Raw genomic sequence first — 19,605 nt, 5'->3', positions numbered from 1 at the left:
AACGTGAGTGAAGACCCGTACACCCTGGCCGGCGAGGCCGCCGCGGCGCTGCGCGCCGCCACCGGCCTCGACACCTTCGACGTGGCGCTCGTCATGGGCTCGGGGTGGGTGCCCGCCGCCGACGCGATCGGCGAGACCGTGAGCGAGGTCCCGTTCACCGGCCTGCCGGGGTTCCGCGCCCCCGCCGTGGCGGGGCACGGGGGCAGGATCCGCGCCGTACGCACCTCCGCGGGGCGGCACGCGCTCGTGTTCCTCGGGCGTACGCACCTTTACGAAGGGCTGGGGGCCGACGCGGTGGTGCACGGCGTGCGTACGGCCGCCGCGGCCGGGGTCCGCACCCTCGTGCTGACCAACGCGGCGGGCGGCCTGCGCCCGGAGACGCAGAACGTCGGCGACCCCGTCCTGATCAGCGACCACATCAACCTGAGCGGGGCCAGCCCGATCACCGGCACCACGTTCCTCGACCTCACCGAGGTCTACTCCCGTCGCCTGCGCGCGCTGGTCCGCGAGATCGACCCGGCGATGGCCGAGGGCGTCTACATCGCCTTCCGCGGGCCCACGTACGAAACGCCCGCGGAGATCCGCATGTGCCGCACGCTGGGCGGCGACCTGGTCGGCATGTCGACCGTGCTGGAGGCCATCGCCGCCCGCGAGGCCGGGCTGGAGGTGCTCGGCATCTCCCTGGTGACCAACCCGGGCGCGGGCCTGTCCGGCGAGCCGCTCGACCACGAGGAGGTCCTGGAGGTCGGCAGGGCCACGGCGGCCCGCATGGGCGTGCTGCTGGCCAAGGTGGTGGACCGCCTGTGAGCGTGCTGCGCAAGGCACGCGAGTGGCTCTCCCAGGACCCCGACCCCGACACGCGGGCCGAGCTCACCCGCCTCATCGAGGCGGGCGACCTGGCCGCGCTGGAGGACCGTTTCGGCGCCAGGCTGGAGTTCGGTACGGCGGGCCTGCGCGGCGAGCTCGGCGCCGGCCCCAACCGGATGAACCGCGTCACCGTCATGCGCGCCGCCTCCGGCCTGGCCACGGTGCTCGGGCCCGGCAAGCACGTGGTCATCGGCTACGACGCGCGGCACAAGTCCGACGTGTTCGCCCGCGACACGGCCGCCGTGCTGACGGGCGCCGGGGTGCACGCCTCGCTCCTGCCGCGCCCTCTGCCCACGCCTGTGCTGGCCTTCGCCGTCCGCCACCTCGGCGCGGACGCGGGCGTGGCGGTCACCGCCAGTCACAATCCGCCGCGCGACAACGGCTACAAGGTTTACTGGGCCGACGGCTCCCAGATCGTGCCGCCGGTCGACCGTGAGATCTCGGCCGCCATCGACGCCGTCGGCCGCGTCGACCACCTGCTGATCGACGGCCCCGGCACCCTGACGGAGCTGGGCGAAGCCATCGTCGACGACTATCTCGCCGCGCTGAAGTCGCTCCCGCTGGGCGACGCCCGCGACCTGAAGGTGGCCTACACGCCGCTGCACGGGGTGGGCGCGGCCACGCTGACGGGCGCTTTCCTGGCCGCCGGGTTCGACTCGCCGCTTACGGTCGAGGAGCAGCGCGACCCCGATCCCGGCTTCCCCACGGTGCCCTTCCCCAACCCGGAGGAGCCCGGGGCGATGGACCTGGCCTTCTCCCTGGCCGCCGAGGTGGAGGCGGACCTGGTCGTGGCCAACGACCCCGACGCCGACCGGTGCGCGGTGGGCGTGCCGCTGCCCGGCGGCGGCTGCCGCATGCTGACCGGTGACGAGGTCGGGGGCCTGCTGGCCGAGCACGTCATCACGCACACCACCGGCGACCGGATGGTGGCCACCACCATCGTCTCCTCGACGCTGCTCGGCAAGATCGCGCAGGCGCACGGCGTGCGCTACGGCGAGACGCTGACCGGCTTCAAATGGATCATCAAGGCGGGTCCCGGGCTGGTCTTCGGCTACGAGGAGGCCATCGGCTACAGCGTCGGCTCCGACACCGGCCTCCCGGTCAGGGACAAGGACGGCATCGGGGCGGCGCTGGTGGTGGCGGGCATCGCGGCGGGCGCCAAGCGCGACGGGCGTACGCTGCTGGACCTGCTCGACGACCAGGCCCGGCGCCACGGGCTGCACGCCACGGAGCAGCTGTCCTTCCGGGTGTCCTACCTGTCGTTGATCGAGGGCGCCATGGCGCGGCTGCGCGCCGCCCCGCCGACGACGCTCGGAGGGCGCGCGGTGTCGCGGGCGGACGACCTGGCCATCGGCGCCGGCGGCCTGCCGCCGACCGACGGACTGCGCTACACGCTGGCGGGGGACGCCCGCGTGGTGGTGCGTCCCTCGGGCACGGAGCCCAAGCTCAAGTGCTACCTGGAGGTGGTCGTGCCGGTGGCGGGCGAGGTCGCCGAGGCGCGCGCCGGAGCGGCCCGCGAGCTCGATCTGCTGAAGACGGAACTCACCGCCCTGCTCAACCTCTGAGGATCGTTACTCTCCGTTATTCCAGCGGAACGTACGGTGATATTCCAGCGGGTCCGCAACACGCCGACACGCGCCGGCCATAAATTTTACTCAGGCCACCTGCAGGCCCTGGTGACACACCTCGGAGAATGGCATCGCATTTCCGTGCGCATTCACTCTCCATATCTCGCCGATAAATCCCGGCACGTCACGCGTACATCATCACCGGCTGTATATGCAAAACGCCGGCTCTCCTGTCGCGCCCCTACGGAGAATGACACGAGGAAGGCTCTCTCCCCTTCAGCCGCGAAATCCCCTCATACCTCCCCATAGCGCTTCATCCCATCCGAAGCCATCAATTATTCTCAGTTAACACGCAAACCCGTCCCACACACCGCACAATCGAGTCATTTCACCGCCACAGCGGGCCCCGGTAGCGGGGACATCCGGCCGTGTCACCTGTACAATTGCAGCCATGACCTTGGGTCCGAGCTTGTGGACGCAAGGCCGAGAAGGGGCACGGCGGGCCCGCCTCGACGCGAGCAGGCCCTGCCCCCTCCTCTGATTCCGGATGATTGTCCGCTGACTCCAGGTGGGCGCCGGAAAACCGTTGAAAGAAGAGGTCTCCCGGGCAAACGGGAGACCTCTTCGTCTTTCTTCCGCACGCACGGTGACAAATGCAGAAGGCTCGTTCATGCCCCGGTCACCTAGCGTGAGCGCGAGCCGTCATGCCATGCTTGCCGCACTACGAGGAGCTCTTGCTCTCCTGTTTGCCCAGGAGTCGAGAAACACGAGCGCCTCATAGTCCCGGCGCCGAAAAGCGGCCGCATTCCGTGCCGCGCTTCGACGCATCACCTGGAGTCACGACCAAACACCGACATATCCGGATTCAAGGAGGTCGCGATGGCGACATCGCCCGCACGTTCCCGCAACAGCCGCCGCAGTAGCAGCCGCAGCAGCAGCAGCCGGGCTTCCGCGCCCGTGCAGCCGTCCGGCGGGCGGCCTCCCAAGGGCCAGTCGATCGCGTTCATGGGCGCGCTGCTCACCCACCTGATCTTCGTAGTGCTGCTGCTCCCCCGGGGCTACAACCCGTGGGTGGCGGTGGCCGCCGCGTCCACGGCCTGCCTGGGCGCGGGCCGGGTCACCCGGATGATGGCGCTCGGCCCGCCCCGCCAGGGCACGGCCGGCGCCGTGCTCACCCCTTCGTTTTTCGCACGGGTGGCGACGCTGGTCATCCGGGCCGCCGTCACACCGCGCCCCCAGGACAACGACCCGCCGGACACAACGCCATAGCCGTCCTGGGGTGCTCAGGTAGGGCCACCCCGTGGTTGAACGACTGATGAACCATCCACAGGTGGATGCACCAACGTCGGTGGTCTCATCCGCGAGACCACCGACCCGTTCAAGGCCGGAATATCCCCGCCTTGATACCAATAGCTGCGTTAGTCTCATCGTTGAGACTAACTGGAGGAACGGTGGAACCCTTCATCGGCAGGCGACGAGAGCTGGCCGCCCTCGCGCGTGCGCTCGAAAAGACGAATCGCCGTCACTTCGATCGGCCCGGACGCGCACTCCTGATGAGAGGACGCCGCCGGGTCGGAAAATCCAGGCTGGCGGAGGAGTTCATCCGGCAGGCACAGGTGCCTCACCTGTACTACACGGCGACGGGGCAGACGCTCCGTGAAGAACTCCGCATCTTCACGGACGAGGCGTCATCGTCGAACCTCCCCGCCGCTTCCGTCTTCGATGTCGAGCGCCCCGAATCGTGGCACGACGCGCTTTCCCTCCTGGCACGCGCCCTGCCCGAACACTCCCCCAGCATCGTGGTCATCGATGAGCTCCCCTACCTTGTCAAGGCAGATCCCACGCTGGAGAGCGTGCTGCAGAAGCTCTTCGACAGGGAGTTCTCGAGACTGCCGGTCCTGCTTCTCCTCATCGGCTCGGATCTGTCGATGATGGAGGCCATCAACACCTATGGCCGCCCCTTCTACCAGCGGGCCGCCGACTTCATAGTGGGCCCCCTCACACCGTACGACGTCGGACAGGCTCTTGATCTGCCCCCTGAGGCGGCGTTCGACGCGCACCTGGTTTCAGGCGGGTTGCCGATGATCTGTGAGGAGTGGCCCAAGGGCGCCCCACTCTGGGCATATCTGGAGCAGGCACTCCACGACCCGCTGTCGGCTCTGGTCGTCAGCGGCGAGCGGGCCCTCGCCGCTGAATTTCCACCAGAAGCGCATGCCCGCCAGACCCTGAACGCCATCGGGTCGGGCCAGCGCACACACTCCAACATCGCGGCCGCCGCCCAGGAGACCTCGCGCGCGACGATGAACCGCGCACTTCAGCTTCTGCTCGATAAGCGCATGATCGCTGTGGACCGGCCCTTGTCGACGCGCCCCTCACGAGAGTCGCGTTACCGCGTCATCGACTCTCACTTGCGCTTCTGGATTCCCTTCATCGCCAACCGCCTGACGGACATCGAACGCGGCCGGGGAGACAAGGTCCTGGAGCGGATCCGCAGCTCTTGGACATCATGGCGCGGGGTCGCCGTCGAGCCCCTGATCCAGGAGTCGCTTCGCCGTATGGACGGCCTGCCCGAGGCGACGGGAGCGATCGGGGGCTTCTGGACCAGGAACAACGATCCGGAGATCGACCTCGTGGGCGCCGACCGCGAGCCCGTCGCGAAGAGAATCACGATGGTCGGGTCCGTCAAATGGCTGGAGAACCGCCCGTTCGATCATCATGACCTGAGCGAGCTCATCGTCCACCGGTCCAAGATGCCCGGAGCCGACTCCTCCACGCCGCTCTACGCCGTCTCCCGCAGCGGCTGCGAGGTGGAGGGCGTCACGCACATCACCCCCCAACACCTGGTCGACGCCTGGCGATGAGCACGGATGGTCTCAGCGATGAGACCAACGCGAAATCAGGTCCGCAAGAGACCGTGGTTGAGACCAACAGGGCGGGTCGGTCTCAACCATGAGACCTGCTCAGGCGATGCGGAACTGCAGGTCGGTGTCCCAGTTGTGCATGTCGGGCTCGGCCCTCGGATCGGTCAGGAAGAGCTCGAGGCGGCAGCCCCAGTGCTCCGTCCCGTCCTGCTCCGTCATGTCCCAGGCCAGCCCCTGCTCGGCGCCCCACTTCAGCAGCGCCTCGATGACGCCGAAGAGCTGGTCGGGGTGGCCGTGGTGGGACTCGGTGGCGTAGCGGCCCGCGGGCAGCGAGGCGGCGAAGATGTCGCCCTCGCCCTCCACCGGCACGGCCACCGGCACGCCCGCCTGCACCACCAGCCGGTCCTCCGGCAGGTTGATGGCCTCGTACCTGAGGAAGGGCGCTCCCGCAGGGGTGTGGCCGCGCTCGGCGAGCCAGCCGACCACCTCACCGATCCGGTCGGCGACCAGGCCGAAGGTGGTCATGGTGATGGTCCCGCGCACCCCGACGTAGGGCCGCTCGGGGAATTCGACGATCTGTGGCATGTTCTGTTCCTCCTTCATCAGCGTGTACGGAGCGGCGCCGCGAAACTCATCGGCAGGCCGAAGAACGGGAACAGGCCGGGATCCAGGAAGGTGGTCTCGCCGGCGATGCGGCCACCGGCGACGTCGAGGACGACCAGGGCGAACGGCTCGCCGTTCAGGTACTGGCCGAAGGCCGGGGAGCCGTTGGCCCTGGTCGGCAGCAGGCGGGAGCCCTCGCACGGGGCCTGGCCGCTCGCGGCGGCCGCGGTCAGGACCGTGTGGATGTGCTCGCGCCCGCCCAACCACCACGCGAACGGCGGCATCTCCGACGTCGCGTCCTCGTGCAGCAGCGACACCAGCGCGGCCACGTCGTACCGCTCGAACGCCGACACGTAGCGGGCCAGCAGGCTCTCGTCCACCGTCTCGTCGGCCTGCCCGGCCGGCGGCAGCTTGGCGCGGGCACGCTGGAGCGCGCTGTTGACCGAAGCGACGGTGGTGGAGAGCAGGGTGGCCGTCTCGGCGGCGGACCAGGCGAGCACGTCGCGCAGGATGAGCACGGCGCGCTGCCGGGGCGGCAGGTGTTGCAGCGCCGCCACGAACGCCAGCCGGACCGTTTCGCGGTCGACCGCCAGTTCGGCGGGGTCGAGCACCTTGGCGTCCGGGACGGGCTGGATCCAGCGGCTCGGCGGGAGCGGCTCGCCCAGGGCGTCGCCGGGGGTGGCGGCGGGCCCGAGGTCCATGGCGCGGGCGCGGCGCTGCGGGCCTCTGAGCATGTCGAGGCAGACGTTGGTGGCCAGGTGGAACAGCCACGTGCGCAGCGCGCCCCGAGCCGGGTCGTACGTCCGCCAGGCCTTGACGAACGTCTCCTGCACCGCGTCCTCGGCCTCGAAGCCCGAGCCGAGCATGCGGTAGCAGTAGCCGGTCAGGGCCACGCGGTGGCGTTCGAGTTCGAGATCGGTCATCCGGTCGGCGTCACCTCGATCTGGAGCTCCGTCACCCATTCGTCCAGGTTCTCCGGGCAGTGCAGGGAGATCTCCCTGGCCAGCGCGAGCGACCGGTAGCCGTGCTCCTCGATCCAGTGGGCGAGGGTCTGGAACGTCTTCCCCACCTCCTCCATCGACCCGTGGTGGATGATCGTGGCCGCCGTCTCGATGGCCGGCAGGTCGACGACCGTCACACGGTGTCAGAGTCAACTATGGCGATTTTTCGGGAGTTGGGGTAGCTTCCGGGAGCGACCGAACGTTCGGTAGGAGCCATGATCACCGACCTCACGGATCCAAGCACGGACGCGCACGAGCGGATCAGGACGGCGGCGGTGCTGCTGTTCGCCCGGCAGGGTTATGCCGCGACGAGCATCAGGGACCTCGGCCGGGCCGTCAACATGACCAACGCCGGGATCTACCACCACGTGGCGAGCAAGGAGGCGCTGCTCGCCGACCTCATGCGCGTCGCCCAGCAGGGACTGAACAGCGCCACGGAACGGATGCTCGCCACCGCCGGCGGCCCCTCCGACCGGCTGGCCCTGCTGATCGGCTCGCTCACCGCCGTCCACGCCCGCAACCCCCTGACCACCCGCGTCATGGACGGCGAACTGCGCTCGCTCACGCCTGGCTCGGCCGCCCGCGACGAGATCATCGCCCTGCGCGACGCGTACGAGGCCCACTGGAAGCGCACGCTGGCCGACGGCGTGGCCGGGGGCACGTTCCGCGTCGCCGACCGGAAACTGACCCGCCTCGCCCTGATGTCCATGTGCACCGGCACCAGCGAGTGGTACCGCCCCGACGGGGACTCCACGCTGGAGCAGGTGTGCGCCGAGTTCGTCACGATCGGCCTGGCCGCCGTACGCGCCCCCGCCCAGGTCGCTCCAAGTCCTGACTTCTCCCTGCTGCCCGAGTTTCCGTGGGAGCCGCCGGATGTACACCACGATCCCCGACCTGATGAGGCACGCCGCTAGAACGTACGGCACACGCGAGTTCCTCCGTTTCCCCCACACCTCCCTGACCTTCGACGCCGCGGACGCTCGGTCGGACCGTCTGGCCGCCGCCCTGACCGACCTGGGCGTACGTCCGGGCGACCGGGTGGCCATCATGCTGGACAACGTGCCGGAATGGCCGCTGAGCTGGCTCGCGATCCTCAAAGCCGGGGCGATCGCCGTCCCGGTGAACGTGCGCTACCAGGCGGCCGACCTCGCGCACGTGCTCGACGACTCGGGCGCGGTGCTGACGCTGACCACGGACGACCATGCCACGATCAACCCGGGCCCGTGCCACGACCCCGCGGCCCTGATCCGGCAGGCGGGTGGCCGGCCTCCCGAGGTGACCGTCACAGCAGACGATGTCGCGAATTTTCAGTACACGTCGGGGACCACGGGCTTCCCCAAAGCCTGCATGCTCACCCACGACTACTGGCTCAGAGCCGCCCTGATCGTCGCCGACCAGGCACGCCTCAACGACGACGACGTCACGATCATCGCCCAGGCGTACTCGTACATGGACCCCCAGTGGCTCACCGTGCTCTGCCTCACCGGCGGCATCCCGCTCGTCGTGCTCCCCCGCTTCTCCGCCTCCGGCTTCTGGACGTCGGCCAGGGAACACGGCGCGACGCTCACGTACGTGCTCGGCACCATGCCCCTGCTGCTGCACAAGCAGCCGCCGCACCCGCGCGACCGCGACCACCGCATGCGGCTCGTGCTCTGCTCGGGCATCCCGCCCGAACTGCACCGGACGTTCGAGGAGCGCTGGGGCGCGCCGTGGCGCGAGTTGTACGGCTCCACGGAGAGCGGCCCCGACCTGCTGGCGCACCTGGACGCCGACGACACGGTCGGCACCGGCGCCATGGGCGTCGCGCCGCCGGGCAAGGAGGTCCGGCTCGACGACAACGGCGAGATCCTGGTCAGGGGCGTGCCCATGATGCGGGGCTACTGGAACCACCCCGACGCGACCGCCCACGCCTTCAGGGACGGCTGGTACCACACCGGCGACCTGGGTTTCCGCGACGACCACGGCTACCTCCACCACGCCGGCCGGCTGAAGGACATGGTGCGCAGGGGCGGCGAGAACATCTCCTGCGCCGAGGTCGAACGGGTGCTCACCCAGCACCCGGCCGTGCTCCAGGCGGCCCTCGTCCCCATCCCCGACGACCTGTGGGGCGAGCTCCCCAAGGCGTTCCTGCAGCTGCGGCCCGGTCACGACCCCGACGCCCGCACCGCCATGGACGTGATCGAACACGCCCGTGACCGGCTGGCCCGCTTCAAGCTGCCGGCGTACGTGGAGTTCGTCGAGTCGTTCACGCTCACCCCGTCGGCCCGCATCGAGAAACGCCACCTGCTCCGCCCCGAACGCGACCAGCGCGCCGCCCCCGCCATCCCCGTCGGCAAGGAGAGATCATGATCGAAGTGACCGAACACGACGAGGTGGCACTGATCACCCTCGCCCGTCCCGCCAAGCTGAACGCCCTCACCACCGGCATGCGCAGGGACCTCGCGGCGGCCGTACGCGACCACGGCGACGGCAAGGGCGTCAGGGGCATCGTGGTCACCGGCACGGGCCGGGCCTTCTCCTCGGGGGAGGACATCCACCAGGCCGCCGGCCGTTCCCTGGTCGACGAGGTGGCCACGTTCCACGACATGACCAGGGCCGTGCTGGAGACGCGCGTACCGGTCGTGGCGGCGGTCAACGGCCTGGCCGTCGGCGGGGCCGCCGAGTGGACGCTCTGCTTCGACACCCGCATCGGCACCCCGTCGGCCGAGTATTTCCTGCCCGAGAACCACATCGGCCTGTCGGTCTCGAACGCCACCAGCTACCTGCTCCCCCGGCTGGTGGGAGCGCGGGCGCTGCCGTTCGTGCTCGGCTCGACCCGCATGAGCGCGCAGGACGCCCTGGCCGCGGGCCTGCTGGACGAGATCGCCGACCCGGAGGCGCTGCTGGCGACGGCGATCGCCCGGGTGCACCACTGGACCGCGCCGGGCACGGCCACCGCGGTGCACCTCGGGCTGCTGCGGCCGTCGAGGCAGGAGGTCGAGCGGGCCTTCGAGGCGGAGACGGAGGCGGCCAGGCTCGTGGAGGAGTCGGGCATCGCCCAGGCGGGCATGGCGGCGTTCATCGACCGCACCCGGGAGACCGGCCGGCCACCGCGCTGATCACAAGGGTCGCCGGCCGGCCCTGGGAGGTGGGACACGCTGGAGAAGCGACGTTTCACCGACGGCGGCAAGCAACAGGACGGGGAACTCCGGATCAGCCTGACCGACCGCGAGTGCGACCCATCGGCCGGCGCCCGGATGCCAGACCGACATCTCACCGCTGTACAGGCCGAGCTCGTTCATCGGCTCAGGCACGGGCGAGCCTTCATCCTCCAGGTCAGGCGAGAGATCGACGACTTCGGGGCGGCCCCAGCGCGACGTCAGTACGGTCGCCAGCTCCTCGAAGGCGGCGGCGATCTCCTCCTCCGCCGCCTCGACGACGTCCTCGCTGCGGTCGTCCCAGAAATCCTGGCTGGCCTTCAGGAAGCACAGGTGGCTGCGCGGTCCGCTGGAGCGATACCCCTCCCACGGCTTGCCGGCCGGTGCCACCTGTTCTGCTTCGCCCGGGAAAGGGCGGGCCAGCAGGCTGTCGACAGTGGCGAGCCGCTTCTCCATGGACATGAGGACGGGCGATCCGGCGGATGGCCCTAGACGACGATCGCGGCGACCACCAGGGCGACCGCGGCCACCAGCACGGCGATGGAGTCGTAGGACCAGGAGACCCGGGCCGGCGTCGCCTCCTCGTCGCGGCGCCTGGCCGCCTCGGCACGCTCGCGGATCTGGTCGCCCACCCAGTCGGCGTGGGTCTTGCCCGCGAACGCCTCGACCGCCGACTGCTCCGACCTGGACAGCGTCGGCTCGGTCGTGAACCGCCCGCGCTGCTGCCGGGGAGCCCCGCGCCGCTGCGCCTTGGCCCGCTCTCTGGCGCTGCTCATGGGTGTCCACAACCGCAGCACCCGGTCGTCGCCGTGGTGCACGTTGATGGAGTGGGAGACCGTCACGTCGTCGATCGTGGCCCACGGCAGGAACGTCGTGCGGAACGGGTTGCGCCCCACCAGCCCCTCTTCGGTGAACACGGTGGCGGGCCGCAGCGCGATCGAGTAGACCAGCGCCGTCAGCACCCCGAGCACGGCCAGCGCCACCAGCGACGCCTTGCCGGTGTAGTGGGCGATGAGGTCCCACACGTTGAACGCGACGAAGGCCAGCCACACCCACGCCAGCACGAACGCGGTCTTGGAACGGTAGGACTCTTTCACGACTGCCACTTGAGCTGTGCGAACCCTGGCTTGATGACGCCGTTGATCAGCGCCAGGCGCTCGTCGAACGGGATGAACGCCGACTTCATCGCGTTGACCGTGAACCACTGCAGGTCGTCCCAGCCGTAGCCGAACGCCTCGACCAGCTTGTGGAACTCCTGCGACAGGCTCGTCGAGCTCATCAGCCGGTTGTCGGTGTTGACCGTGACCCGGAAGTAGAGCCGCCGCAGCAGCCCGATGGGGTGCTCGGCGATCGACGCGGCGGCCCCGGTCTGCAGGTTGGAGGTCGGGCACATCTCCAGCGGGATGCGCTTGTCGCGTACGTAGGCCGCCAGCCGCCCGAGCTTGGCGCTCTGGTCGCCGGCCACGGTGATGTCGTCGATGATGCGTACGCCGTGGCCGAGCCGGTCGGCGCCGCACCACTGGATGGCCTGCCAGATCGAGGGCAGCCCGAACGCCTCGCCCGCGTGGATGGTGAAGTGGGCGTTCTCGCGCTGCAGGTATTCGAACGCGTCGAGGTGGCGCGTGGGCGGGTAGCCGGCCTCGGCGCCCGCGATGTCGAAGCCCACGACGCCCACGTCGCGGTAGCGCACGGCCAGCTCGGCGATCTCCATGGAGCGCGCCTGGTGCCGCATGGCCGTCAGCAGCGTGCCGACGCGGATGTCACGCCCTTCGGAGCCCTGCCTGAACCCGTCGAGCACGGCCTCCACCACCTGGTCGAGGCTCAGCCCCCTGGAGGTGTGCTGCTCGGGCGCGAACCGCACCTCGGCGTAGACCACCCCGTCGGCGGCCAGGTCCTGGGCGCACTCGGAGGCGACCCGTGAGAGCGCCTCGCGCGTCTGCATGACCCCGACCGTGTGGTCGAACGTCTCGAGGTAGCGCTCCAGCGAGCCGGAGTCGCACGCCTCCTCGAACCACTGACGCAGGTGGCCAGGATCGGTGGTGGGCAGCCGGCCGTAGTCGGTCTCCCGGGCCAGCTCGACGATCGTCTCGGCGCGGAGCCCGCCGTCGAGGTGATCGTGCAGCAGCACCTTGGGAGCCCGCCGGATCTGGTCAAGCGTGGGGCTCATCAGGCCATGATACGAGCACCGCCCGGTCTTTCGGGTTACGGCTCAGTCGCGGCCGGCCGTCTCCGGGCTGAACGCGGGCAGGCACACGGCGATGTACTCGGCGCCTTGCGGGCCGGCGCTGTAGCGCACCTTCTCCCCGGGCGTGGTCACCACCGACTCGCCGGCCCCGACCTCGGTCGTGCCCTCCGCGTGCTCCACGATCACCGTGCCGCGCAGGACCACGGTGTACTCGGTGAACGACGGCGTCTGGGCGGGCTCGCTCCAGCCGGCCGGCGCGACCATGCGGGCGATGGAGATGCCCTCGTCGCCGCTGTTGACGCGGCCCACGTGCTCATCAATGATCTTGCCGCCAGGCACCGGTATGCGTGCGGCCCCCTCGATCTTCCTCACCACCCCAGGCTACTGGGACGTCAGGTGGCGCAGGCCTTGGTGGCAGGGGACTTAACCGGTGCTCAGTAACCGGTGCTCAAGGGCCGCGCCTCAGTGGGCCACGTCGATGACCAGCCGGCTGGGCGCGTCCTGTTCCTGGATCTGGAAGGCGGCCCGCCGCTTGAGCACCAGGCCGATGCCGACGCGCGCCTCGAAGTCGCCGGTCCTGACGACGTCGGTGAGGTTGCGCAGGGCGGCGTGGTAGATCGGGCCGTCCTCCCACGTGGGCGTGCCGTCCTCGTCGTGGGCGTTGGCGGGGAAGAGCGTGACGAGAAGGTACGCGCCGTCGCGGATCTCGATCGGCCGGCCGGGGCCGTCCTCCACGAACTCGTCCACCCATCGCACGTTGTAGCCGGGGATCTCGCCGTCGAGGTCGATGACGACGCGATCGTACGTCCTGTGCCTGGCGTACCGTACGCCGGTCACGACGGCGGGCTCGATGCCGTCGCGCCGGACGTCCACCTCGGAGGTGCTCGTGGGGGCGTCGGGGCCGGGTGTGTCACGGGCCGTGACGGACGACCTGGTGGGGCCGGGCGACCCAGGCAGGGCGGTCTGCTGGGCCGGGCCGCAGGCCGTGAGCGCGGTGAGACAGGCCAGCGAGGCGAGGGCGCGCGAGCGCGGCGACCGGCGACCGGGCGGGGATGGCGAGCGCATGCCCGGTAGATGCCCCGGCCCGTGTCGCCGCAAGCGGTGTTCCCCGCACATCGCGCGGCTCTTTCCGGCCCGCGACCGGGCGAAACACGCAAAGGGGCCGGGGCCGGGCGGACACCGGCCGTCCGGCCCCGGCCGTACCGAAACTTATGCAAATGCATTTACCGAGGTGGTACTCTCCGCGACATGGACGAGCGATTCGTGGTCGACACCTGGCATTACGTCCTGGCCAAGCACGCCAAGGCCATGTGCGCCCTGGAACGCGAGCTGGGCGACCGGCACGCCCTGGGGCCCAGCGAGTTCGAGGTGCTCGACCGCATCGTCCACCACGACAGGAAGCTGCGCATCCAGGAGCTCTGCGACGAGGTGCACCTGAGCCAGAGCGCCCTGTCACGGGTGGTGGCGCGGCTGGAGAAGGCCGAGCTGGTCTCGCGCGGCGTGTGCGACGCCGACCGGCGGGGCGTCTACGTGTCCATCACCGACGCGGGCCGCACCCGGCACGCCGAGGCGCTGCCCACGCAGCGCGCCGTCCTGCTCCAGGTCTTCGCCGAGGCCCCCGTCCCCTGACGAAGCCGTCAGGGAGCGGTGACGCGGTCGATGACCAGCGGGAGCCGTCCGGTGTCGGCGGGGGCCACCGCGTAGCCGCCGTCCAGCGCCTCCAGCGCCCGCTCGAAGCGGTCCGCCTCGTCCGCGTGGAGGGTCAGCAGCGGCTGTCCCTCGCGCACCGTGTCGCCCGGCTTGGCGTGCAGCGTGACGCCCGCGCCCGCCGACACGGGGTCCTCCTTGCGCGCCCGCCCGGCGCCGAGCCGCCAGGCGGCCAGCCCGACGGCATATGCGTCGAGCCGGGTGAGCACGCCCGACGCGGGCGCCTCCACTGTGGTGGTCTCGGCCGCCCTCGGCAGCCGGGCGTCGGGGTCACCGCCCTGGGCGGCGACCATGCGGCGCCAGGCGTCCATCGCCGAGCCGTCGGCCAGCGCCTTCGCCGGGTCCTTGCCGGACACCCCGGCGGCGGCCAGCATCTCCCGGGCCAGGCGTAGGGTCAGCTCGACCACGTCGGCGGGCCCTCCTCCGGCCAGCACCTCGACGGCCTCCTCGACCTCCAGGGCGTTGCCCACGGCCAGCCCGAGCGGCCGGTCCATCGCCGTCAGCAGCGCGACCGTGCGCACGCCCGCGTCCGTGCCCAGCGCGACCATCGTCTCGGCCAGTTCCCTCGCCGTCTCCGTGGTCTTCATGAACGCCCCCGAGCCGACCTTCACGTCGAGGACGAGCGAGCCGGTGCCCTCGGCGATCTTCTTCGACATGATCGAGGAGGCGATCAGCGGGATGGACTCCACAGTGCCGGTGACGTCGCGCAGGGCGTACAGCTTCTTGTCGGCGGGCGCGAGTCCTGAGCCGGCGGCGCAGACGACCGCCCCGGCCTCGCGCAGGACGTGCAGCATCTCGTCGTTGGAGAGCGAGGCCCGCCAGCCGGGGATCGACTCGAGCTTGTCGAGCGTGCCGCCGGTGTGGCCGAGGCCGCGGCCCGACAGTTGCGGCACGTACGCGCCGCACGCCGCCACGAGCGGCGCCAGCGGCAGGGTGATCTTGTCGCCGACGCCGCCGGTCGAGTGTTTGTCGGCGGTGGGGCGATCGAGGGCGGACCAGTCCATCCGCTCGCCCGAACGGATCATGGCCTGGGTCCAGGCGGCGATCTCGCGCCGGTCCATCCCGTTGAGCAGGATCGCCATGGCCAGCGCCGACATCTGCTCGTCGGCCACGCCGCCGCCGGTGTAGGCGTCGATCACCCAGTCGATCTGGGCGGTCGTCAGTTCGACGCCGTCACGCTTGGCGCGGATGACCTCGATGGCGTCCATCACGAGCTCCGGCTGAGGTCCTGCGGGCCGAACGCGTACGGCAGGATCTCACGCATCGGCTTCGGCCCGTCGACGGTCTCGACCAGCAGGTCGTCACCGCCGAACTCGTAGAGGAGCTGGCGGCAGCGCCCGCACGGCATCAGCAGCTCGCCGTGGCCGTCGACGCAGGTGAAGGCCACCAGCCGGCCGCCGCCCGACTGGTGCAGCGCCGACACCAGGCCGCACTCGGCGCACAGGCCGACGCCGTAGGAAGCGTTCTCCACGTTGCAGCCGGTGACCACCCGGCCGTCGTCGACCAGCGCCGCCGCCCCCACGGGGAACTTGGAGTAGGGCGCGTACGCGTTGCGCATGGCCTCGGCGGCCCTGGCCCGCAGGGTCTCCCAGTCGATGCTCAATGTTGTTCCCCCCTGCGGTAGCTCACGCCGTCGGCCTTGGGCATGCGCAGCCGCTGCGAGGCGACCAGCAGCACGATGAGCGTGAGCACGTGCGGCGTGATGAAGACGAACTCGTTCGGCAGCTGGTCGACGGTCAGCCAGAGCCAGAACAGCACGACCATACCCACGGCGGCTGCGGCCATCGCGGTGTACTGCCTGGCGCCTGTGGTGACCATCTCGGCCGGTTGGCCCGAGGCCAGCAGGCGCCGGACCCGCAGCCCGAGGTAGATGAGCAGCAGCACGGCGCCGAACAGGAAGAACGAGGTGACCGCTCCCGAACTGCGCAGCTGCAGGCCGTCGGCGTAGCCGAACAGCGCGGCGGCGCCCGCGAGCCCGCCCGGCCGCCAGTTGCCGAAGATCATGGCGGCCAGGCCGATGAAGCCGCGGCCCGCCGTCTGGCCCTCGACGTATTTCGTGGAGACGAAGACGAGGAACACGCCGCCGAGCCCGGCGAACGCGCCGGAGATGACGACGGCGACGTACTTGATCAGGTAGACGTTGACGCCCAGCGACTCGGCCGCCCACGGGTTCTCGCCCGCCGAGCGCAGCCGCAGGCCGAAGGACGTGTGCCAGAGCACGAAGTACGTCAGCGGCAGCAGGAGGACGGCGAGCAGCACCAGCAGGTTGACGTTGTGGGTCACCCCGCGCAGCATGCCGGCGAGGTCGGACAGCAGGAACCAGTGGGTGTTCTCCAGCCGCCCGAGCAGGTCGGGCCCGTCCGACAGCAGCGGCAGGCTGGGTCTGGGCGGCGGAGAGGTGATCGCGGGCGAGGTGGTGATGCCCGCGCCGGCCTCCGCCGCGGGGGTGCCCTCCTTGTAGAGCACCTCCGACAGGAAGCGGGTGACGCCGGGGCCGAGCAGGTTGATCGCGACGCCGCTGATGATGTGGTCGACGCCGAACGTCACGGTGGCGATCGCGTGCAGCAGCCCGCCGAGCGCGCCGCCGAGCAGGCCCGCGACCAGCGCCGCCACGGCGCCCCACTGGTATCCGGCCCACCCGGCGAACCAGGTGCCGAGCACCATCATGCCTTCGAGGCCGATGTTGACCACGCCGGCCCGCTCGGCCCACAATCCGCCCAGCCCGGCCAGACCTATCGGCACCGCCAGCAGCAGCGCGGCGGCGAACGTGCCGGACGAGGTGATGTCGTCGTAGCCGGTGACGACCCGCACCAGCGACAGCAGCAGGAGGAGCACGGCGACGCCGACGAGCACCACGTGGTATTTCGCGACCCTGGTCATGCTCCCACCTCAACCGGAGAGTTCCCGCCGAGCTGCCGGGCCGCCCGGCGTTCTTCGAGTCTGAGCGCGAGGCGGTTGGTCACCTCGTTGGCGACGACGACCAGCAGCACGATCACGCCCTGGATGATCGTGATGACCGACGGCGGCACCTCCGCGATCTGCAGCGCTCCCTGCGCCCGGTCGAGGAACGCGAACAGCAGCGCCGCGATCGCGATGCCCACGGGTTTGTTCCTGCCGAGCAGCGCCACCGCGATGCCGAGGAAACCGAGCCCGGCGGTGAAGTTGGAGTTGAAGGCACCCCGGTCGCCGAGGATCTCGGGCAGGCCGATGAGCCCGGCGATCGCCCCGGACATCACCATCGCCGCGATCACCATCGTCTTGGGGTTGACGCCGGAGGCGAGCGCCGCCGGGCCGTTGAGCCCGCTGGCCTTGACGTCGAAGCCGAACCGGGTGCGCTCCAGCACCACCCAGACCACCAGGCCGAGCACGACCGCCACGAGCAGGAACCCCCACACGCCGCCGCCCCGGGTGGGCGGGAGCATGCCGAACCAGTCGAAGAAGAAGTTGAGGTTGGGGAACATGGCCGACTCGGGCAGGTCGGGCGTGGTCGTGGTGAGCTCGCCCGCGTCACGCTGCCCGGCGAACGGGCCGCGTACGAGGTAGGAGGTCAGGTTGATCGCGATGTAGTTCAGCATGATCGTCGCGATGACCTCGTTCACGCCCCTGGTCACCTTCATGACCGCGGGGATGAGCGCGTAGAGGCCGCCGACGGCCGCGGCGACCAGGATGATCACCGTGATCTGGATCGGCTTGGGCGCGGTGAACGTCGAGCCCACGTACGCCGCGCAGATGGCGGCCAGGCGGTACTGGCCTTCGACGCCGATGTTGAAAAGGTTCATGCGGAAGCCCACGGCCACCGCAAGACCGGCGATGAACAGCGGCACCGCGCGGTTGAGGAAGGCCGCGATGCCGTTCGACTGGGAGCGGGCGCTCGCGCCGAAGTCGAAGAAGGCGGCGAACGCGGTGAGCGGGTCGGCTCCCGCGGCGACGATGGCGACGCTGCAGATCGCGATCGCGAGGATGATGGCGACGACGGCGCCGGCGACGGTGAACAGCGCCCGGTTGAGCCCGGCGGGCATCACGACTCCTCGGTTCCGGCGATCGCGCCGGTCATGTAGCCGCCCAGCCGCTCGGGCGTGATGTCGGACGGGTCGAGCGCGGCCACGAGCCGGCCGCGGTAGATCACCTGGATGCTGTCGGACAGGCCGATCAGCTCGTCGAGGTCGGCGGAGATGAGCAGCACGGCCAGCCCGGCAGCGCGGGCCTCGCGCAGGTGGTCCCAGATCGCGGCCTGGGCTCCGACGTCCACGCCCCGGGTGGGGTGGGCGGCGATGAGGAACGCGGGCTCGCCGCTCATCTCGCGGCCCACGATGAGTTTCTGCTGGTTGCCGCCGGACAGCGCGAGGGCCAGCGTGTCGACGCCGGGCGTGCGTACGTCGTAGTCCTGGACGATGCGCCAGGTGTCGGACTTGGAGGCCGCCCGGTTGATCCAGATGCCGCTGCGCGCGGGCCTCCTGGTCTGGTGGCCGAGCACGCGGTTCTCCCACAACGACGCCTCCAGCAGCAGTCCCTGCCGGTGGCGGTCCTCCGGGATGTAGCCGATGCCGGCCTCCCTGCGTCTCAGGGTGGACCAGCCGCTGAGGTCCTGGTCGCCCAGCGCGATGCCGCCGTGCGACGGGCGGATGCCCATGATCGCCTCGATCAGCTCGCTCTGGCCGTTGCCCTCGACGCCGGCCAGGCCGAGGATCTCGCCTTTGTGGATCTCGAACGACACGTCGTCGAGGAGCAGCCGCCTGCCCTCCTCGCGCAGCAGGTCGATGTAGCGTTCGACCGGCATGCCCTTGGGCACGGCACGGTGGCCGTCGGCCTCCATGGTGAGGTGCGACACCTTCAGCATCACCGTGTCGGTCACGGTGGACTCGCGCGTCTCGGGCGTGGGCAGCTCGCTGCCCACCATCAGCTCGGCGAGCTGCCGGGCGGTCACCTCTCCCGGGTCGACGCTCGCGACGGTGGTGCCGCGCCGGATCACGGTGATCTCGTCGGCGATGTCGAGCACCTCGTCGAGCTTGTGGGAGATGAAGATGACCGTCAGGCCCTCGGCCGTGAGCTCGCGCAGGTTCTGGAAGAGCTCGTCGACCTCCTGCGGGACGAGCACGGCCGTCGGCTCGTCGAGGATGAGGATGCGGGCGCCCCGGTAGAGCACCTTGAGGATCTCGACGCGCTGCCGGTCGCCCACGCCGAGGTCCTCCACCAGGCGGCCGGGATCGACGCGCAGGCCGTGGGCGTTGGCCAGCTCGGTGATGCGCTTGCGCGCCGTGGCGACGTCGAGGAATCCGGCTGTGGTCGGCTCGGCGCCGAGGACGATGTTCTCCAGCACGGTGAAGTTGTCGGCCAGCATGAAGTGCTGGTGGACCATGCCGATGCCGGCGGCGATGGCGTCGCTCGGCGAGCGGAAGCTGACGTCCTTGCCGTCGACCTTGATCGTGCCCTCGTCCGGCTTCTGCATGCCGTAGAGGATCTTCATCAGGGTCGACTTGCCGGCGCCGTTCTCCCCGACGATGGCGTGTACGGTGCCCTGCCGGACCGAGATGCGGATGTCGTGGTTGGCGACGACGCCGGGGAAGCGTTTGGTGATGCCCTCGAGCTCGACGGCGGGTCGCGCCGTGTCGAGGGTGTCGGAGCTCATGTGCTCACCGCTCGCAGATCGTTGGTCGGTGCTGGCTCACTTCGCCTCTC

21 protein-coding genes are annotated in these 19,605 nt (G+C 70.4%); 8 read left to right on the top strand and 13 right to left on the bottom strand.

Features of this window, described 5'->3' with window-relative positions:
* Nucleotides 1–3: 3 nt before the first annotated feature.
* The 4 genes from E1295_RS01310 to E1295_RS01295 all read left to right on the top strand — a co-directional run bounded on the left by E1295_RS01310 (nt 4) and on the right by E1295_RS01295 (nt 5,296).
* Complete coding sequence (locus tag E1295_RS01310) at nt 4–807, top strand: purine-nucleoside phosphorylase (RefSeq protein WP_132627777.1); 804 nt, start codon at nt 4–6, stop codon at nt 805–807.
* Nucleotides 804–2,432 carry a phospho-sugar mutase gene (locus E1295_RS01305; RefSeq protein ID WP_132627776.1) on the top strand — a complete coding sequence of 543 codons (1,629 nt, stop codon included), beginning with the start codon at nt 804–806 and terminating at the stop codon, nt 2,430–2,432. Before E1295_RS01310 ends, E1295_RS01305 begins: the two co-directional genes overlap by 4 nt.
* Before the next feature lie 882 nt (nt 2,433–3,314).
* The gene (locus E1295_RS01300) at nt 3,315–3,704 is read left to right on the top strand and encodes a hypothetical protein (protein WP_132627775.1); all 390 of its coding nucleotides are present in this window, start codon (nt 3,315–3,317) and stop codon (nt 3,702–3,704) included.
* A 182-nt stretch (nt 3,705–3,886) separates the two neighbouring features.
* Nucleotides 3,887–5,296: an ATP-binding protein gene (locus tag E1295_RS01295; protein ID WP_246079764.1), complete on the top strand. Its 1,410-nt coding sequence runs from the start codon at nt 3,887–3,889 to the stop codon at nt 5,294–5,296.
* Between the two features lie 99 nt (nt 5,297–5,395).
* Here the strand turns inward: E1295_RS01295 and E1295_RS01290 are convergent, their stop codons facing one another.
* Genes E1295_RS01290 through E1295_RS01280 form a run of 3 tightly spaced genes read right to left on the bottom strand, consistent with a single transcriptional unit; the run spans nt 5,396 to nt 7,037 of the window.
* A complete protein-coding gene (locus E1295_RS01290) occupies nt 5,396–5,881 on the bottom strand; it encodes a GyrI-like domain-containing protein (protein ID WP_132627773.1) in 486 nt (161 codons plus the stop codon).
* Nucleotides 5,882–5,898: 17 nt separating this feature from the next.
* Complete coding sequence (locus E1295_RS01285; RefSeq protein ID WP_132627772.1) at nt 5,899–6,822, bottom strand: sigma-70 family RNA polymerase sigma factor; 924 nt, start codon at nt 6,820–6,822, stop codon at nt 5,899–5,901.
* On the bottom strand, nt 6,819–7,037 hold the full coding sequence (locus tag E1295_RS01280; RefSeq protein ID WP_132627771.1) for a GyrI-like domain-containing protein: 219 nt from the start codon (nt 7,035–7,037) through the stop codon (nt 6,819–6,821). The genes E1295_RS01285 and E1295_RS01280 overlap by 4 nt, the downstream gene beginning before the upstream one ends.
* A gap of 78 nt (nt 7,038–7,115) precedes the next feature.
* Between E1295_RS01280 and E1295_RS01275 the strand changes: the two genes are divergently transcribed.
* The 3 genes from E1295_RS01275 to E1295_RS01265 are packed head-to-tail and all read left to right on the top strand — an operon-like array spanning nt 7,116 to nt 9,998.
* Complete coding sequence (locus tag E1295_RS01275) at nt 7,116–7,814, top strand: TetR/AcrR family transcriptional regulator (RefSeq protein ID WP_132627770.1); 699 nt, start codon at nt 7,116–7,118, stop codon at nt 7,812–7,814.
* Nucleotides 7,774–9,249, top strand: coding sequence for a class I adenylate-forming enzyme family protein (locus tag E1295_RS01270; RefSeq protein WP_246079763.1), 1,476 nt, complete (start codon nt 7,774–7,776; stop codon nt 9,247–9,249). Before E1295_RS01275 ends, E1295_RS01270 begins: the two co-directional genes overlap by 41 nt.
* Nucleotides 9,246–9,998, top strand: a complete 753-nt coding sequence (locus E1295_RS01265; protein ID WP_132627769.1) for an enoyl-CoA hydratase/isomerase family protein — start codon at nt 9,246–9,248, stop codon at nt 9,996–9,998. The genes E1295_RS01270 and E1295_RS01265 overlap by 4 nt, the downstream gene beginning before the upstream one ends.
* Here the strand turns inward: E1295_RS01265 and E1295_RS01260 are convergent, their stop codons facing one another.
* From E1295_RS01260 to E1295_RS01240, 5 genes are all read right to left on the bottom strand, one after another.
* A complete protein-coding gene (locus tag E1295_RS01260; protein ID WP_246079762.1) occupies nt 9,999–10,493 on the bottom strand; it encodes a hypothetical protein in 495 nt (164 codons plus the stop codon).
* 32 nt (nt 10,494–10,525) lie between these two features.
* Nucleotides 10,526–11,134: a PH domain-containing protein gene (locus E1295_RS01255; RefSeq protein WP_132627767.1), complete on the bottom strand. Its 609-nt coding sequence runs from the start codon at nt 11,132–11,134 to the stop codon at nt 10,526–10,528.
* Nucleotides 11,131–12,204 carry an adenosine deaminase gene (locus tag E1295_RS01250; protein ID WP_132627766.1) on the bottom strand — a complete coding sequence of 358 codons (1,074 nt, stop codon included), beginning with the start codon at nt 12,202–12,204 and terminating at the stop codon, nt 11,131–11,133. Before E1295_RS01250 ends, E1295_RS01255 begins: the two co-directional genes overlap by 4 nt.
* 42 nt (nt 12,205–12,246) lie before the next feature.
* The gene (locus tag E1295_RS01245; protein ID WP_246079761.1) at nt 12,247–12,594 is read right to left on the bottom strand and encodes a cupin domain-containing protein; all 348 of its coding nucleotides are present in this window, start codon (nt 12,592–12,594) and stop codon (nt 12,247–12,249) included.
* 90 nt (nt 12,595–12,684) lie between these two features.
* A complete protein-coding gene (locus E1295_RS01240) occupies nt 12,685–13,287 on the bottom strand; it encodes an AMIN-like domain-containing (lipo)protein (RefSeq protein ID WP_132627764.1) in 603 nt (200 codons plus the stop codon).
* A gap of 183 nt (nt 13,288–13,470) precedes the next feature.
* Between E1295_RS01240 and E1295_RS01235 the strand changes: the two genes are divergently transcribed.
* Nucleotides 13,471–13,851 (top strand): MarR family winged helix-turn-helix transcriptional regulator, encoded by a 381-nt coding sequence (locus tag E1295_RS01235; RefSeq protein WP_132627763.1) that lies wholly within the window; start codon nt 13,471–13,473, stop codon nt 13,849–13,851.
* An 8-nt stretch (nt 13,852–13,859) separates the two neighbouring features.
* Here the strand turns inward: E1295_RS01235 and E1295_RS01230 are convergent, their stop codons facing one another.
* From E1295_RS01230 to E1295_RS01210, 5 genes are read right to left on the bottom strand one after another with little or no spacing between them, the layout of a single operon-like run.
* On the bottom strand, nt 13,860–15,137 hold the full coding sequence (locus E1295_RS01230; protein ID WP_132627762.1) for a thymidine phosphorylase: 1,278 nt from the start codon (nt 15,135–15,137) through the stop codon (nt 13,860–13,862).
* Nucleotides 15,137–15,532: a cytidine deaminase gene (locus tag E1295_RS01225; protein ID WP_132627761.1), complete on the bottom strand. Its 396-nt coding sequence runs from the start codon at nt 15,530–15,532 to the stop codon at nt 15,137–15,139. Before E1295_RS01225 ends, E1295_RS01230 begins: the two co-directional genes overlap by 1 nt.
* Complete coding sequence (locus tag E1295_RS01220; RefSeq protein WP_132627760.1) at nt 15,529–16,809, bottom strand: ABC transporter permease; 1,281 nt, start codon at nt 16,807–16,809, stop codon at nt 15,529–15,531. Before E1295_RS01220 ends, E1295_RS01225 begins: the two co-directional genes overlap by 4 nt.
* Nucleotides 16,806–17,948, bottom strand: a complete 1,143-nt coding sequence (locus E1295_RS01215; RefSeq protein ID WP_132627759.1) for an ABC transporter permease — start codon at nt 17,946–17,948, stop codon at nt 16,806–16,808. The genes E1295_RS01220 and E1295_RS01215 overlap by 4 nt, the downstream gene beginning before the upstream one ends.
* A complete protein-coding gene (locus E1295_RS01210; protein ID WP_132627758.1) occupies nt 17,948–19,555 on the bottom strand; it encodes an ABC transporter ATP-binding protein in 1,608 nt (535 codons plus the stop codon). The genes E1295_RS01215 and E1295_RS01210 overlap by 1 nt, the downstream gene beginning before the upstream one ends.
* Nucleotides 19,556–19,605 lie beyond the last annotated feature (50 nt).

The sequence above is a fragment of the Nonomuraea mesophila genome, from assembly GCF_004352805.1.
Classification (GTDB): Bacteria; Actinomycetota; Actinomycetes; order Streptosporangiales; family Streptosporangiaceae; genus Nonomuraea; species Nonomuraea longispora.
Note: the sequence above shows the minus strand (reverse complement) of the source record. Positions and strands in the feature narration are given on the sequence as shown.